General features: G+C 72.4%; 12 protein-coding genes. 9 read left to right on the top strand and 3 right to left on the bottom strand.

Annotated elements, in window-relative coordinates:
• Positions 1 to 647: 647 nt before the first annotated feature.
• Complete coding sequence (locus tag G5C60_RS06295; protein ID WP_165255412.1) at positions 648 to 1343, bottom strand: hypothetical protein; 696 nt, start codon at positions 1341 to 1343, stop codon at positions 648 to 650.
• Between the two features lie 431 nt (positions 1344 to 1774).
• Here G5C60_RS06295 and G5C60_RS06290 point away from each other — a divergent pair, with 431 nt between their 5' ends.
• The 7 genes from G5C60_RS06290 to G5C60_RS06260 are packed head-to-tail and all read left to right on the top strand — an operon-like array spanning position 1775 to position 10029.
• The gene (locus G5C60_RS06290; protein ID WP_165255426.1) at positions 1775 to 3004 is read left to right on the top strand and encodes a glycosyltransferase family 4 protein; all 1230 of its coding nucleotides are present in this window, start codon (positions 1775 to 1777) and stop codon (positions 3002 to 3004) included.
• Positions 3001 to 4428, top strand: a complete 1428-nt coding sequence (locus G5C60_RS06285) for an exopolysaccharide biosynthesis polyprenyl glycosylphosphotransferase (protein WP_165255410.1) — start codon at positions 3001 to 3003, stop codon at positions 4426 to 4428. Before G5C60_RS06290 ends, G5C60_RS06285 begins: the two co-directional genes overlap by 4 nt.
• A gap of 6 nt (positions 4429 to 4434) precedes the next feature.
• Positions 4435 to 5775, top strand: a complete 1341-nt coding sequence (locus G5C60_RS06280) for an O-antigen ligase family protein (RefSeq protein WP_165255407.1) — start codon at positions 4435 to 4437, stop codon at positions 5773 to 5775.
• Positions 5772 to 7460 carry a murein biosynthesis integral membrane protein MurJ gene (gene murJ, locus G5C60_RS06275; protein WP_165255405.1) on the top strand — a complete coding sequence of 563 codons (1689 nt, stop codon included), beginning with the start codon at positions 5772 to 5774 and terminating at the stop codon, positions 7458 to 7460. Before G5C60_RS06280 ends, murJ begins: the two co-directional genes overlap by 4 nt.
• Entirely contained in the window at positions 7444 to 8208 is a 765-nt protein-coding gene (locus G5C60_RS06270; RefSeq protein WP_165255402.1) for a polysaccharide deacetylase family protein, read from the top strand. The genes murJ and G5C60_RS06270 overlap by 17 nt, the downstream gene beginning before the upstream one ends.
• A 1-nt stretch (position 8209) precedes the next feature.
• On the top strand, positions 8210 to 9364 hold the full coding sequence (locus G5C60_RS06265) for a glycosyltransferase (protein ID WP_165255400.1): 1155 nt from the start codon (positions 8210 to 8212) through the stop codon (positions 9362 to 9364).
• Entirely contained in the window at positions 9361 to 10029 is a 669-nt protein-coding gene (locus tag G5C60_RS06260) for a YveK family protein (RefSeq protein WP_165255398.1), read from the top strand. Before G5C60_RS06265 ends, G5C60_RS06260 begins: the two co-directional genes overlap by 4 nt.
• Positions 10030 to 10091: 62 nt before the next feature.
• Here G5C60_RS06260 and G5C60_RS06255 read toward each other — a convergent pair whose 3' ends face one another.
• Positions 10092 to 11285: a glycoside hydrolase family 26 protein gene (locus G5C60_RS06255; protein WP_165255395.1), complete on the bottom strand. Its 1194-nt coding sequence runs from the start codon at positions 11283 to 11285 to the stop codon at positions 10092 to 10094.
• Positions 11286 to 11452: 167 nt separating this feature from the next.
• Between G5C60_RS06255 and G5C60_RS06250 the strand changes: the two genes are divergently transcribed.
• Both G5C60_RS06250 and G5C60_RS06245 read left to right on the top strand, forming a co-directional pair.
• Complete coding sequence (locus G5C60_RS06250) at positions 11453 to 12709, top strand: ATP-grasp domain-containing protein (RefSeq protein ID WP_165255393.1); 1257 nt, start codon at positions 11453 to 11455, stop codon at positions 12707 to 12709.
• A 2-nt stretch (positions 12710 to 12711) separates the two neighbouring features.
• Positions 12712 to 13977 carry an NAD(P)-binding domain-containing protein gene (locus G5C60_RS06245; RefSeq protein ID WP_165255391.1) on the top strand — a complete coding sequence of 422 codons (1266 nt, stop codon included), beginning with the start codon at positions 12712 to 12714 and terminating at the stop codon, positions 13975 to 13977.
• Positions 13978 to 14089: 112 nt separating this feature from the next.
• On the opposite strand, the gene G5C60_RS06240 is transcribed toward G5C60_RS06245, so the two are convergent.
• Positions 14090 to 14695 carry a chaplin gene (locus G5C60_RS06240; RefSeq protein ID WP_206439146.1) on the bottom strand — a complete coding sequence of 202 codons (606 nt, stop codon included), beginning with the start codon at positions 14693 to 14695 and terminating at the stop codon, positions 14090 to 14092.
• Between the last annotated feature and the right edge of the window lie 100 nt (positions 14696 to 14795).

The raw sequence follows: 14795 nt of genomic DNA, 5'->3' as shown, positions 1-14795 counted from the left end.
GGAGCCGGAGCCGGAGGGTTGTAGGCGGGGGCCGGAGCCGGGGCCGGAGCCGGAGGAGTGTAGCTGGGCGCCTGAGCGGGAGCGTTGTAGCTGGGCGGAGCCTGAGCAGGAGCCGGAGCACTGTAATTGGCCGGAGCCGGAGCCTGGGCCGGAGCACTGTAAGGGGCCGGGGCCGGGGCCTGAGCCGGAGCACTGTAGGCCGGCGCCTGAACCGGAGCCGGCGCCTGAGCAGGAGCCGGAGCACCGTAACCGGCCGGCGCCTGGTCGGGGGCGCTCTGACCGGTGGGCGCCATGCCGTAGGCGTTGTGGGCGAACGCGGGCGTAGCGGTACCAGCAGCGATCAAGGACCCGGCAACGACGGCGGCAGCCTTCAGAGACTTCATCGTGTTCCTTTCTTCGGCAACGCGGGTCGCCGGAAGGGATTCTGTCGCCGTGCCTAACGAGCCCTGGCCTGGGCGGAAACCAAAAATGCCGAGATTGCCTATACCTCATATGAGAAGTCTGAAAGACCGGGCCCGGGGCGACGAGGGACCGGAAGAAAGTAGGAGCGGGAGGGGCGGGAAGAACAACAGTCGTGGTGCCGCCCCCAAGGGCCGGCACCACGACTCGGCGGGCGAGAGCCGTACCGTACGGCGCTCATGCGGGGCTCACTTGGCCGGCAGCAGCAATGACGCCAGCGTCGAGATCAGCGGGAGCCTGACGCCCGACTCGGGACGCGTCACAATAATTGTCTGCGTCTGCTTGCTGGACACCGTCGGCGAATCGGACAGGTCTGAGTCTTCCAGTTCTGAATCTTCCAGGTCCGACTCTTCCAGGTCGCTGTCGGACGACTCGTCAATCAGGTCTTCCACCTCGATCAGCAGATCCTCGGCCGACTCGGGCACCTCGCTGTCCTCGGATTCGGAGGTGACCTCACTGTCTTCGTCTTCGTCCTCGGATTCGGACGTGAGCTCGCTGTCCTCGGAGAAGAGCGCGTCCAGGAGGCTGTCGAGGGCGTCCAGCGCGTCGTCCACGAGGTCGGCGGGGCGTCGCTCCGCCGCCATGGGCGCCAGGGCGGCCTTCGCCGCGGCTCCCAGTTTCCTGGCCTTGGCCTCGGGCAGTTGGCCGTTGTCCGCCTCGAGCACGGCGTGCACCAGGTCGGCGACCGGGGTGAGCTCGCCCCGGTTGTAGGCCCTGACTTGCGCGAGAAGCGCATCCGCACCGCGGAGTCGCGCATCGGGCGCCGGCGCCTGGCTGTGCTCGCGGGTCGAGTCGGCCGCCATGGCGGCGGGGCCGGTGATCCCGACCAGGAGGGCGGCGCACAGTGCGCTGGTCGCGATGCGTCGTGCGGGCAGTTTGCGCATGGGAGTTCCTTTCGACGGGCGTTGGATCTTGAGCCCACCGTGAGAGCACCCATGACTTTCTGCAACTGATCATAGGCTTTTCGTGATCACGCGTATCCCCTGATCGCCGCGCCGTGCCTGATCAGACGGTATGTCAGACCGACCGCACCCCGGCTTCCGTTCGGGGGAACGGTACCGGCCGCCCTCCGCGGTGGAACTCCAGGGGAAGCGGCCGGAAGCCGAGGATGCGACAGAGCGTGATCCCGGGAAGGGGACCGACTTCACGCTTCCGACACACCCTTTCGCATTTAACCGAAATTAGACGGATTTGTCCGCTTGGTTACTAGAGTTGCGAACCTCCCGACGCACCTCCGGGCGGACACACCGCACTCGTGCCGCTGCTGCCACCGCCGCCCGCCCCGAGCGCCTTCGTGAGCGAGGAAACCGCGCATATGCACCTGTCACCCACCGCCCCTCGGCCGCGGGTCCTGCACCTCACCCAACCGGTGGACGGCGGGGTCGCGCGCGTCGTGACGGACCTGGTCCGGGCACAGCTGGCGGACGGTCTGAACGTCACCGTGGCCTGCCCCCACAGCGCGCTCACCGCGCAACTCCGGGCGCTCGGCGCGAACGTACGCCACTGGCACGCCACGCGGTCGCCGGGTCCGTCGCTCGTGCGGGAGGTACGGCACCTGGCACGGGTGATCGACGAGGTGCGCCCCGATCTGGTGCACGCGCACAGCGCGAAGGCCGGGCTCGCCGGGCGGCTCGCGGTGCGCGGGCGGATTCCGACGGTCTTCCAGCCGCACGCCTGGTCGTTCGAGGCGATCGGCGGAGGCACCGCTGCCCTCGCGCTCAGGTGGGAGCGATGGGGGGCGCGTTGGGCCGCACGGGTGGTGTGCGTGAGCGAGGCGGAGCGCGCGACGGGCGTGCGCGCCAGGATCACCGGCCGGTGGACCGTCGTCCCCAACGGCATCGATCCCGAGCGCTTCCACCCGGCCGACTCCGGCGCCGTACGGGCCGGGCTGGCACCGCTCGCCGGCACCCACCCGGCGGCACCGCTCGCGGTCTGCGTGGGGCGGCTGTGCCGGCAGAAGGGGCAGGACGTCCTGCTGCGGGCGTGGGACGCCGTCGTGCAGAGGGTGCCCGACGCCCGCCTCGTCCTGGTCGGCGACGGGCCGGACCGCGACCGGCTTCGCGAAGTCGCCCCGGAGTCCGTGCTGTTCACGGGAGCCGTCGCCGACGCCGCCCCCTGGTACCAGGCCGCCGATCTCGTCGTTCTGCCGTCCCGTTGGGAGGGCATGGCGCTGGCCCCGCTGGAGGCGATGGCCTGCGGGCGGCCCGTGGTGGTCACGGACGTCGACGGCGCCCGCGAGAGCCTGCCGCCCTCCGTCGCCGCCCGGTGCCTGGTCCCGCCGGAGGACCCGGAGGTGCTGGCCGGGGCCGTCACCGAGCTGCTGCTCGACCCGCCGCTGCGCGAGTCGCTCGGCAACCGGGGCCGCCGGCATGTGCTGTCCACCCACGACGTACGGCACGCCACCGAGGCGGTCGGGGACGTCTACCGCGAACTGCTCGGCACACGGGCCGCCACCGACGGTGCGCGCCCGTCCCGTGGCGCCGAGGCGAACCGGACAAAACAGCGCGTCGAGCCCACAGAGCACAGGGAGTCGATCCACTCGTGACCGCGGAACATACCGTCCCCTCCCCCGGCGTACCGCCACGGGGCCACAGATCCTCAGCAGTCTCGGTCATGCCGCCGCGCGGCACCCCCATCGGTTTCCGGTTCCCCGCCCCGCGGCGCCCGGCCCGGTCGCCCTCACGGGTCCCGCTGCTCGTCGCGGACGGCGTCGCCGCCCTGTCGGGCACGCTGGCGCTCGCCGAGGCCCAGCGCCATCCGCTGCTCATCACCCTGCTGATCGTCACCTCGCTGCTGCTGCGCCCGCGCGACGGCCGGCCGCCGGTGCCGGGGCTGCTGGAGGAACTGCCCGCCGTGTGCGGCCGTATCGCGGTGGCCTGGCTGGCGCTCTCGGCGCTCTTGACGGCGTACGGGCCGGAGCACGCGTTGTCCGTCCGCACCGTACTGACGGGCCTGGCCCTTCAGGCGGCGGCGGTCTGTGTGCTGCGCGGCGCCGTGCACGCGCGGCGGCAGGCGGCACTGCTGCGCCACCCGGACACCGCGCTCGTCGTCGGCCCGGCGGCGACCGCGCAGCGCGTGGCCGCCGCCGTGCTGCGGCACCCGCGGTGCGGCCTGCGGCCGGTGGGGATCGTCGCCGAGCAGCCGGACGGCGCCGAGGGCCTGCCCGTCCTGACGACCGGCCAGGAGGTCGAGCGGGCGGTCATCCAGAACGGGGTACGGGCGGTGCTGGCCGTTCACCCCTCCGTACGCGCTGAACAGGGAGCGCTGCTGCGGGCTCTGGCCGATTCCGGCTGCGTGGTCTGGGAGGTCGACGCCGACTCCCCGTCGTACGCGGCGAAGGAGCGGCTGGCCGGGTTCTCCTGCCGACGTCTGGACCTGTCCCCGGTGCGCCCCGGCGGCGCGGGCAAGCGGGCGCTGGACATTCTCGTGTCAGGGACGCTGTTGCTGCTGGTCAGTCCGCTGCTCCTGGCGTGCGCGGTGACGCTGCGGATCAGCGACGGGCCGGGCGTGGTGTTCCGGCAGGAGCGCATCGGCAAGAACGGAAAACCGTTCACCCTGCTGAAGTTCCGTACGCACCGCCCGGTCGACGAGCACGAGTCGGCGACCCGGTGGAGCGTGGCGAACGAGCATGAGATGCGCTGGTTCTGCCGGATGCTGCGGCGCACCTCGCTCGATGAGCTGCTCCAGCTGTGGAACGTGCTCCGGGGCGATATGAGCCTGGTCGGGCCGCGGCCCGAACGCCCCTACTTCGTCGGCCAGTTCAGCCAGGCCTACCCCGGTTACGCGGCCCGCCACCGCATGCGGACCGGCATCACCGGCCTCGCCCAGATCCACGGGCTGCGCGGTGACACCTCGATCGAGGACCGCTGCCGGTTCGACAACACCTACATCGACGACTGGTCGTTGTGGCAGGACATCTGCATCCTGCTGCGCACCGCGGCCACGGTGGTACGTCCGACGGGGAGCTGACAGAACGTGAGCCACGCCCTGACACGGCTCCCCCGCCGGGTCACCGCACTGATGCCGGTCCTGCCCGTGGTGGCCGTGCCCGCCCTGCTGGCCCTGCCGCTGACAACGGACGGCGCGGGGCCCGCCGACGTGGTCTCGGGGCTGGCGGTGGTGTACTGCGCGATCCGTCTCCTGCGCGAACGACGGAGCCCGCTGTCGCCCGCCGCGGCCGTGGTCCTGGGCCTGCCGGTGGCGGGGCTCGCGCTCGCCGCGGTGGGGGCCGCCTCGCCGGAAGCCGGGCTCGCCGGACTCTGCCGCTATCTGCAGATCTTCGTGCTCGTCCCGGCGGCCGTGCTCCTGCTGATCCGCCACCGGGCCGACTTCCGGCTGCTGGCCTGGTCGTTCGTGGGGCTCGCGCTGTGCCAGGGCGCCATCGGCGTTCACCAGTACGTCACCCGGACCGGCGCCACCTACCAGGGCCAGGACATCCGGGCGGTCGGCACCTTCGGGCCGCATGACGTGATGGGCATGGCGACGGTGGTCTCTCTCGGCCTGGTCTGCGCGGTCGGGATCGCGCTCGGCCGGGCGCCGGTACGGCAGCGGGCGACCGCCGCCGGGTGCGCCCTGGCGCTGCTGGCGCCGCTCGCGCTCTCCTTCAGCCGGGGCGCCTGGATCGCGACCGCCCTGACGTGCGCCGTGCAACTGGCGCTGGCCGGGCCGCGGCGCGCACTGAAGGTGGCCGCGGCCACGGCCGCCACGGGCGTGATCCTGGTGGGCGGCTTCGGCGTCGGCACCGCGCCGCTTCAGCAGCGGATCGACAGCATCACGCAGATCACCGACGCCCCCGACCAGTCCGTCGTCGACCGGTACACCCTGTGGGCGTCCGCCACCGGCATGTGGCGCGAGCACCCCCTGACCGGCGTCGGGTTGAAGGGCTTTCCCGAGTACCGGGACGGGCACGCCACCCTGGCGCTGTCGTCGGCCAGTGACGTCGACGGCGCGGGAGTGACGTACGAGAGGCAGCCGCTGCTGTCGCCGCACAACATGTACCTGCTGGTGCTGAGCGAGCAGGGCCTGATCGGGCTGCTCGGGCTCGTCGGGAGCTGGCTGGCGCTGCTGGTGTGCGGAGTGCGAAGGCTGCTGCGCGTGCGCGCCCGGGGGCCGGGACTCGACTGCGCGCTCGTCGCCTGCGGGCTGCTGATCTGGCTGCTGACCGACTTCGTGTACGGAGACATCGGCGGCCCCTCGACCGTGCTGACCGCGGTGGGCCTGGGCCTCGTGACGTGGTGGGCGCTGGCCGGCGACGCGCGGGTGGACGTGCCGCGGGGCGGGGTGCGGGAGCCCGCCGAGGAGGCCCTGGCGCGATGACGGTGGTGCCTTCGCAACCCCCCGGATCCGAAAGGGACGGCGCGGCGACCGTACCCGCGGCGCGTGCCACTCCCGTGGCCGGGTACGGCGCCGACCCGGCCTCGGCCTCCCACAGGTTCCTCGCCAGGGCCGCGCTCGTGACGGCGTCGCTGTCCATGGCCGGCTCGCTGCTCGGCCTGGTGCGCGATCAGGCGCTGGCGCGGCTGTTCGGTGCCGGGAGCGACACGGACGCCTTCCTGGTCGCGTGGACCGTGCCGGAGCTGGCCGCCACGCTGCTCATCGAGGACGGGCTGGCCATCGCGCTGATCCCGGCGTTCAGCATGGCGCTGGCCCGCCGCGCCCGGGGCGCCCCCGGCGACCCGGTCCGCGGCCTGGTCGCCGCCACCCTGCCCCGGCTGTGTCTCGCACTCGCCGCGGTGGCCGCACTGGTCGCCGGCACGGCTCCCTACCTGGTCCAGGTCCTCGCACCCGGCCTGCCCGACCCCCGCCTCGCCGCCGACTGCACCCGGCTCACAGCGACCTGCGTACTGACCTTCGGGCTCGCCGGGTACTGCAGCGCCGCCCTGCGGGCGCACCGCAGCTTCCTCGCGCCCGCGGCGATCTACGTCGCGTACAACGCCGGCATCGTCGCCGCGATGTTCCTGCTCGGTGGGGGCTGGGGCGTGCGTTCCGCCGCGCTCGGGGTGGCGGCGGGCGGCTGTCTGATGGTGCTGGTGCAACTGCCGTCGCTGTGGCGGCAACTGGTGTCGCGCAGGCCGGCCCTCGGCGGGGCCGGCGCCCCTGTCGCGGAACGGCCGATGCAACTCGCCCTGATCGCCGCCGTCCTCCTGTTCGCCCTGTGCCGCCAGTCGCAGGTCCTCGTCGAACGCTTCCTCGCCTCCACCCTGCCCGCCGGGGCCATCTCGCACCTGAACTACGCGCAGAAGGTCGCGCAGATCCCGATGACGCTGTCGCTGATGGTGTGCACGGTCACCTTCCCGGTGGTGGCGCGGGCGCTCGCGGACGGCGACACCGAACGGGCGCGCAGCCGCGTCGAGCGGGATCTGGCACTGGCGTCCTGTCTGGTGCTGCTGGGCATGTGCGCGGTGATCGCCTGCGCCCCGCAGATGATCGAACTGCTCTTCCAGCGGGGTGCGTTCACCGCGAACGACACCGCGGCGACCGCGGACGTCATGCGCGTGTACGCGCTCGGGCTGCTGGGCCAGACCCTGGTGGGCGCCCTGGTCCGCTCGTACTTCTCGGCGGGCCGGCCCAGTTGGTATCCCGTCGGTGTGATGGCCGCGGGCATCGCCGCGACGTCCCTGATCGGCGCCGCGACCGTGCACACCTGGGGCGTGGCGGGGATCGCCGCCGCCAACGCCCTCGGCATCACCGTCACGGCCGTCCTGATGCTCGCCGGGCTGCGAACGACCCGGCGAAACAGCCCCCACAGCGTCTCGGTCCGCATCCGTCAGGTACTGGCCGAGCTGAGCAGGTCGGTGCTCGCCGCGGCCGTCGCCATCGCCGCCGGGGCGTTCGTCGCCGGCCGGCTTCAGTCCCCGGCGGCGGGCCTCGCGGCCGGCTGCCTGACCGTGACCGCCGTCTTCGTCCCGCTCGCCTGGGCCCTGGGTGCCCAGGGTTTCGCATCCGCACTGCGCTCCGTACGCACCGTCACACGAAGGCTCACACATGGTCGCTTCCGTTGATTCCCCCGGCACCGGCAGACTCCCCGCCCCGCCCCCGGGCCCGGTCCCATGGGTGGCGATGTACCACTCGGTGGGCGACTGCTCGGACGACCCGTACCGCATCACCGTCACGCCCGCACGGCTCGGCCGGCAACTGGCCTGGCTGCGGCGGCGCGGGCTGCGGGGCGTGTCCGTGGCCGAACTGCTCGCCGCCCGCGCCCGGGGCGAGGGCCAGGACCTCGTCGGGCTCACCTTCGACGACGGGTACGCCGACTTCGTCACCCACGCCCTGCCGCTGCTGCGCCGCTGGGACTGCAACGCCACCCTCTTCGTACTGCCCGGACGACTCGGCGGCGACAACGCCTGGGATCCGCTCGGCCCGCGCAAGCCGCTGCTGACCGCGCACGGCATCCGGCACGCGGCCGCCGAGGGCGTGGAGATCGGCTCGCACGGGCTGACGCATGTCGACCTCACCCGGGCAGACGACCTCACCCTCAAGACCGAGCTCGTCGAAAGCCGCGCGCTGCTCACCGAGTTGACCGGCACCCCGGTCGACGGCTTCTGCTATCCGTACGGCACGGTCGACGTCCGCGCCGTCGAGGCCGTACGGGAAGCGGGATACGCCTACGCCTGCGCCATCGACCCCGGCCCGCTGACCGGTCCGCACGCCCTGCCGCGCGTGCACGTCGGCCAGAACGACACGGCGTGGCGCCTGTACCTCAAGCACCGGCTGCACCGGCTGCGCCGGCGACCGGTGGAGGGCCTGTGAGATGAGGGCTCTGCACATCATCACAGGGCTCGGCGTCGGCGGGGCCGAGCAGCAGCTGCGCCTGTTGCTGCGTCACCTGCCCGTCGACTGCGACGTCGTGACGCTCACCAATCCCGGTGCGGTCGCCGAGGGCCTGGCCGCCGACGGCGTCCGCGTCGTGCACCTGGGCATGGGCGGCAACCGTGACCTGGCCGCGCTGCCCCGCCTGGTCAGGGTGATCCGCTCCGGCGGCTACGACCTGGTGCACACGCACTTGTACCGGGCCTGCGTCTACGGCCGGCTCGCCGCACGCGTCGCCGGAGTCCGCGCGGTCGTCGCGACCGAACACTCCCTGGGCGACTCGCAGATGGAGGGCCGCAGGCTGACGGCAGGGGTGCGCGCGCTGTACCTCGCCAGTGAGCGGCTCGGTTCGGCGACGGTCGCCGTCTCCTCGGCGGTGGCCGAGCGCCTGAAGCACTGGGGTGTGCCCGCGCCCCGTATCGAGGTCGTCCCCAACGGCATCGACCTGGAGCGCTTCCGCTTCGACCAGGAGCGGCGCGAGCGCACCCGCAGGCGCCTCGGTCTGCCGGAGGGCGCCTGGGTCGTCGGGGGCGTCGGCCGGCTCGCCCGGGGCAAGCGGTTCGACGTCCTCGTCCACGCGCTCACCCGGCTCCCGGACGACCACTGGCTGCTGCTGGTGGGCGGCGGCCCCGAGGAGCACATCCTGCGCCGTACGGCATACGAGGCCGGTGTGGCCGACCGCGTCCTGTTCGCCGGCGAACGCCCCTACGTTCCCGACGGTTCCCCCGGCCCCGATCTGCCCTCGCTCACCGCCGCGATGGACCTGCTCGCGTCCCCGTCCCCGGAGGAGGCCTTCGGCCTGGCCGCCGTGGAGGCGCTGGCCTCCGGCCTGCCCGTCCTCTACGCCTCCTGCCCGGCGATCGAGGACCTGCCGGCGTCCGCCGCCGACGCCCGGCTCGTGCGCGGCGGTCCCGAGGCGTACGCCCGCGCGATCGCCGAGGTACGCGCGGCGGGCCCCCGGCCGCGCACGGCCCCGGAGGTCGCGCACCGACACAGCATCACCCGCAGCGCAGCCCGCCTCATGGACGTGTATGCGGCAGCGGTCTCCCGTTCGTCCTCGTCGTCCCTCTCACCCCTGGGAGCCAGCCCGTCATGACCGACACTCCGACCCGTCAGAGCCGCCTGTCCCCGGCCCGTTTCAGGGAACTGCCGTCCCGTCTCAGAACGCTGCCGTCGTGGTCCGTGCTCGCGGCCGGCACCCTTCTCGGGGGCCTGCTCGGCGGCGCGTACGGCATGGTCACACCCCCGACCTACACGGCCACCAGCTACGTCATCGCCGTACCGACCGCGCAGTCCGCCCCGGAATCCGCCCTCGGTTTCGCGCAGGCGTACGGCCGGGTCGCCAAGCAGCTCGCGGTGCTCGGAGACGCCCAGGTGTGGGCGGGCGTGCCGGTGCGGACGCTGCAGCACAGCGTGCGCACGGCGACCTCGCCCGACGCGCCGATGGTCGCCGTCTCGGCCACCTCCGCGCACCCCGACCTCGCCGTCGACATGGCCAACGGGGTCTCGCGTGCGCTGACCCGGCACGCGGACGACACCAAGGACAGCACCCAGGTCCGGCTCGTACGGTTCTCGCGGGCGGTCAAGCCGACCGAGCCGACGTCCGCGTCGCCGAAGGTGACCACGCTGGTGGGCGCGAGCGCGGGCGGGCTGCTGTGCGGCCTGGCCCTGCTGGTGCGGCCGAGGAGGACCGGCCAGGACGACGATCCCGTCCCGGCCGCCTCGGTGCCCGGCCCGGCCGCCGCCGCCGATGTGCGATGACAGCGGTGGCGGCGGTGGACCGTGCCGGACTCGGCACCGAGGATGAGCTACCACCAGACGCGCTACCACCAGTCGAAGCGGAGGCAGAGCTTCCCGCCGAGCCAGTACTCCACCCAGCTGCCGAGGTCCAGCGGCGTGCACTCCTCCGTGGACGGCGGTGTGGGGGGCGTGGTCGGCACCGGCGTAGGGGTCGGGACCGGGGTCGGGGTCGGCTCTTCGGTACGGCCGGAGAGGACGGACCGGTAGAGGTCGGACGACATCGGGTTGGCCCCGCACTGCCACACACCGTGCGGGCAGTAGTCGGTCAGCGTGTTGTAGAGCGGCCCGTGCTCCGCCATCCACTCGAGCATGCGCCGCATGTATTCGGGATTGTCGCCGTTGCGGAAAAGTCCCCATTCCGGATACGAGATGGGTTTGCCGTGGGCCTTCGCGAAATCCACATGTTCCTGAAGCCCGTAGGGCTCTTTCACCTGCTCGTCGAACGACATTCCGTTCGGCTGGTCGTAGGAATCCATGCCGATGATGTCGACCGTGTCGTCCCCCGGATAGCACTTCGTCCAGGGAACGGCGTCCCGGCCGCGGGTCGGCGTGAAATCGAACCGGAACTTCTGGCCCGGCACCGAACGCATGGTGGTGACGATCCTGTTCCAGTACTGCTTCCAGGCCTCCGGGTCAGGACCGCAACGATGGGTGTACGTGGTGCCGTTCATCTCCCAGCCGAGCACGAGGACCGCGTCCGGCACCTCCAGCTCGACCAGCCGCTCGGCGAGGGCGCGGAAGTGGTGATCGAACTCCCCGGCCGCGCCCTGCCGCAACAGCTCCCGGACCTCCTCGTCGCCGACGCCCTCCTCGTTGCGCTCCTGCATGGGGACGTTGACGACGAGCATCCGGTCGGCCTTCTGCTTGCGCCAGTGCGCCCACCCGTCGAGGAAGTCCGGGCCGCCCTCGATGTCGCGCCAGCGGTTGCCGGGCAGATAGGTGTGGCCGACGCGGAGTTCGGCACCGCCCAGCCATTGGCTGAACAGTGCCATGCGGGCCACACCACGGTGGTCGGATCTGAGGAAGGCACCGAAGGCCGGGGGCTTCTTGCCCGCTGCCGAGGTGGTCGCCGGGTTCGGCGCCGGAGGGCGAGGATCGTCGGGTCGCACCACCCCCACGTCCACCGGGGAACCGGACGCCAGGGCGGCCGACGCGGCGACCGCCACCGCGCCCGCGGCCAGCCAGCGGACCCGGACCCGCTTGTGCTGTGGGGCCATGCCTGCTCCTTTCTTCGCTCTCGTCGGCCTTCTGCCTCGGTTCTCCTTATTGACGAGCAGTCATATGAATTCAGGCACAGAAAAGCCAATGATGCCATTGCCGTTGGAGCTTTCGAGTGCTGCGCTCCCCCGTGCGGGTGAGCCGATCCGACAGAAGGAGAGAATTCGTGTCGCTTCTCGACACCCGTGTCCCCGCCGTTTTGCTGCGGATCGACCGGAATCCCTTTCACCACGGAACGCTGGGGGCCGTGCGTTCGCTCGGCAGGGCGGGAGTGGAGGTGCATGTCGTCACCGCCGATTCGGTGAGAAGTCCCGTCCACACGTCGCGTTACGTGGGTCAGATGCATCCCCCGCCGCTCCCGGGAGCGTCCCCCGACGACATCCTCGTCGTGCTGCGCCGCGTGGCCGACCGGATCGCGCGTCCCGCCGTCCTGGTCCCGCTGGACGACGCGAGCGCGATCGCCGTGGGACGGATGCGGGACGAGCTCGTCCCCTCCTACCTGCTGCCGACGATGCCGGGCACGCTGGCCGAACGCGTCGCCGACAAGGCGGAACTGGCCGCCGTGTGCGCGTCCGCGGGCGTCCCGCACCCGGTGACCCTGATCCCGGACAGCGTGGCGCGGGTCGCCGCCGACGCGCGGCAGCTCGGGCTGCCGCTGGTGGCGAAGTGGAGCCGGCCCTGGCTGGTGCCTGCCGACTGCGGGCTGCGCAGCACGATACTGGTGCGATCCGCGCAGCAGGCCCGGGAGCTGTATCTGCGCACCGAGGAGGCGGGCAGCCGGCTGCTGCTCCAGGCGTTTCTGCCGCCGGGCCCCGACCGTGACTGGTTCTTCCACGGTTACGCCGACCACTCGGGCACCGTGCGCGCGGGCGGTCCCGGCCGCAAGCAGCTGGCGTGGCCGCGTGGCGCGGGACTGACCGCGGTGGGCTGCTGGACGCCCAACCCGCAGGTGCAGGCGCTGGCCGAGCGGCTCACCGGCGAGCTGGGCTACCGCGGCATCTTCGACCTCGACTTCCGCCGCTGCGGTACGACGGGCCGCTATCACCTGCTCGACTTCAACCCGCGCCCCGGCGCCCAGTTCCGGCTCTTCACGGACAGCGCGGGGATGGACGTCGTACGGGCCCTGCACCTGGACCTGACGGGCCGTTCGGTGCCGGAGGGGGTCCCGAGGGTCGGGCGGGCGTTCGTGGTGGAGAACTACGCGCCGCTCGCCGCGCTCCGTGCGGCGCCGGGCGGGCGCGAACTGGCCTGGTACGCCCGTGACGACCGCGTTCCCGGATGGGCGATGTGGGCCCTGTGGGGCCGTCATGTGTCCCGCCGGCTGTGTGAACGACTGGGCGGCACGACGGCGGCGCCGGCGCCACGGCCGATCCCCCGGGCGACTTCGCCCTCCCTTACCAGCAACGAGAAAGCGAGCAGTTGATCATGTATGACCTTCTGGTGGTGGGCGCAGGCCCGTACGGTCTGTCGATCGCGTCCCATGCCGCGGCCGCCGGGCTGAACCTGCGCGTGTTCGGCCGTCCCATGGCGTCCTGGCGGGACAACATGCCCCGCGGCATGTTCCTGAAGTCGGAGCCGTGGGCGTCCAACCTCTCCGATCCGGCCGGCCGTTGGCGCCTGGACGCCTACTGCGCGGAGCAGGGCCTGACGGCACGTCATGCGCATCCGATTCCGGTCGAGGCCTTCGCGGGGTACGGCCTGTGGTTCGCACGCCATGCCGTACCGGCGGTGGATGAGCGCACGGTGGCACGCGTGGCGCCCTGCCCCGGCGGTTTCGCGGCCGTCACCGAGGACGGTGAGGAGCTGCGTGCGCGGACGGTGGCGCTTGCGGTCGGGGTGATGCCGTTCGTCGAGGTACCGCCGACCCTGCGCGGACTGCACCCCGCGCTGGTGACGCACAGCAGCCACCACAGCGACCTCGACCGTTTCCGCGGCAAGGACGTCACGGTCATCGGCGGCGGCCAGGCGGCCCTGGAGACCGCGGCGCTGCTCGCCGAACAGGGCACGCGGGTACGGGTGCTGGCGCGGGCCGAGCGGCTGCGGTGGAACGATGTGCCGCCGCCGTGGGAGCGCCCCTGGTGGCAGTCGCTTCGTTCCCCGCACAGCGGCCTCGGCCCCGGCTGGCGGAACTGGTTCTACTCCGAGCGTCCAGGGCTTTTCCGGCGTCTTCCGGAGCAGTCCCGGGCCCGCATCGCGACCACGGCACTGGGGCCCGCGGGCGCATGGTGGGTGCGGGACCGGGTGGAGAGCCTGGTGGAGCTGCTGCCGGGTCACGAGGTGGCCGCGGCCGGTGCGGTGCCGGGCGGCGTACGCCTTGACACGGTGAGCCGTGAGGGTGCCCTGCGCACTCTGGAGACCGAACACGTCATCGCCGCCACGGGATTCCGGCCGCGCTGTGACCGGCTCGGACTGCTCTCCGCCGAGCTGCGCGGGCGGTTGGCGGCGCTGCCCGACGGCTCCCCGGCGGTCGGGCACAACTTCGAGTCCTCCCACCCCGGCCTGTTCCTCGCGGGCCTGGTGACCGCCTCGGGCTTCGGCCCTGCCATGCGCTTCGTCCAGGGCGCGCCCTTCACTGCGGAGACCCTGGTCCGAGGGGTACGCCGCCGGCTCCGGACGATCCCGGCGGGCAGGACGGTCCCCGCACCGGTGGGCAGCAGCCGGAACGAGTATCCGTCGCCGGTACGCCGCTGACGGAGAACCGCGCGGCACGCCGCGGGCCGCTGACGACGAGAGAGTCGTCAGCGGCCCGATGTGTGTGCCGTTGCGGGTGCCGGGCGGTTGGCGTCCGGCACCCGGGGAGCCGCTACCGGTGGGAGTCGGCCCGGCCGCGGCGGTACATCGCCACCCCGCCCGCGATCAGTGCGACACTGGCGGCCGCCGCCGTCGCCAGGGCCTCACTGCTGGTCTCACTGCCGGTCTCGGCCAGCTGGGGCGGCTCGTCGGGCTGCTCAACGGGCTGCTCGTGGCTGGTCGTGGGCGGCTTCGCGTCGCTCCGCGTGGGCGGCTTGTCATCGGTCCGCGTGCGCGGAGACGCGGGGCGATGCGTCTCACTGACGCGCGTGAGAGGCGCGAGGGGACCGCTGGCGGGCGCAGGTGGCACATTCCTCGTGCTCGGCGAAGAGTGGGTGTCCTTCTCACCGCCGTGGCCGTGGCCGTCGTCGCCGTGCGAGATGTTGGCGCAGGAGTTGCCGATCGCGTGGTCGATCGCCGCGATCAGAGTGACGGTGTTGCCACACAGGTTCACCGGCACCTCGATCGGCACCTGCAAGGTGTTCCCGGACACCAGGCCGGGAGAGTCCTCGGCGACTGCTGTCGCGTCCGTGTCAGCGAGGGCGGGGCTGCCGTACAGAGACAGAATGCCCGTGGCGGCGGCCGCCGCGAACACTCCCCTGCTCAGGGTCTGTCGCAATGTCGTTGTCTTCCTGCTTGAAGTGCTTGACGTGCTTGAGGAATCGGGAAAGCCGGACAGTCGTTCCTTATCAACCCGAAGCAGGAGAAGTGGTTTCGCA

Source organism: Streptomyces scabichelini (assembly GCF_011045015.1).
In the GTDB taxonomy this organism is placed as follows: Bacteria; Actinomycetota; Actinomycetes; order Streptomycetales; family Streptomycetaceae; genus Streptomyces; species Streptomyces scabichelini.
Note: the sequence above shows the minus strand (reverse complement) of the source record. Positions and strands in the feature narration are given on the sequence as shown.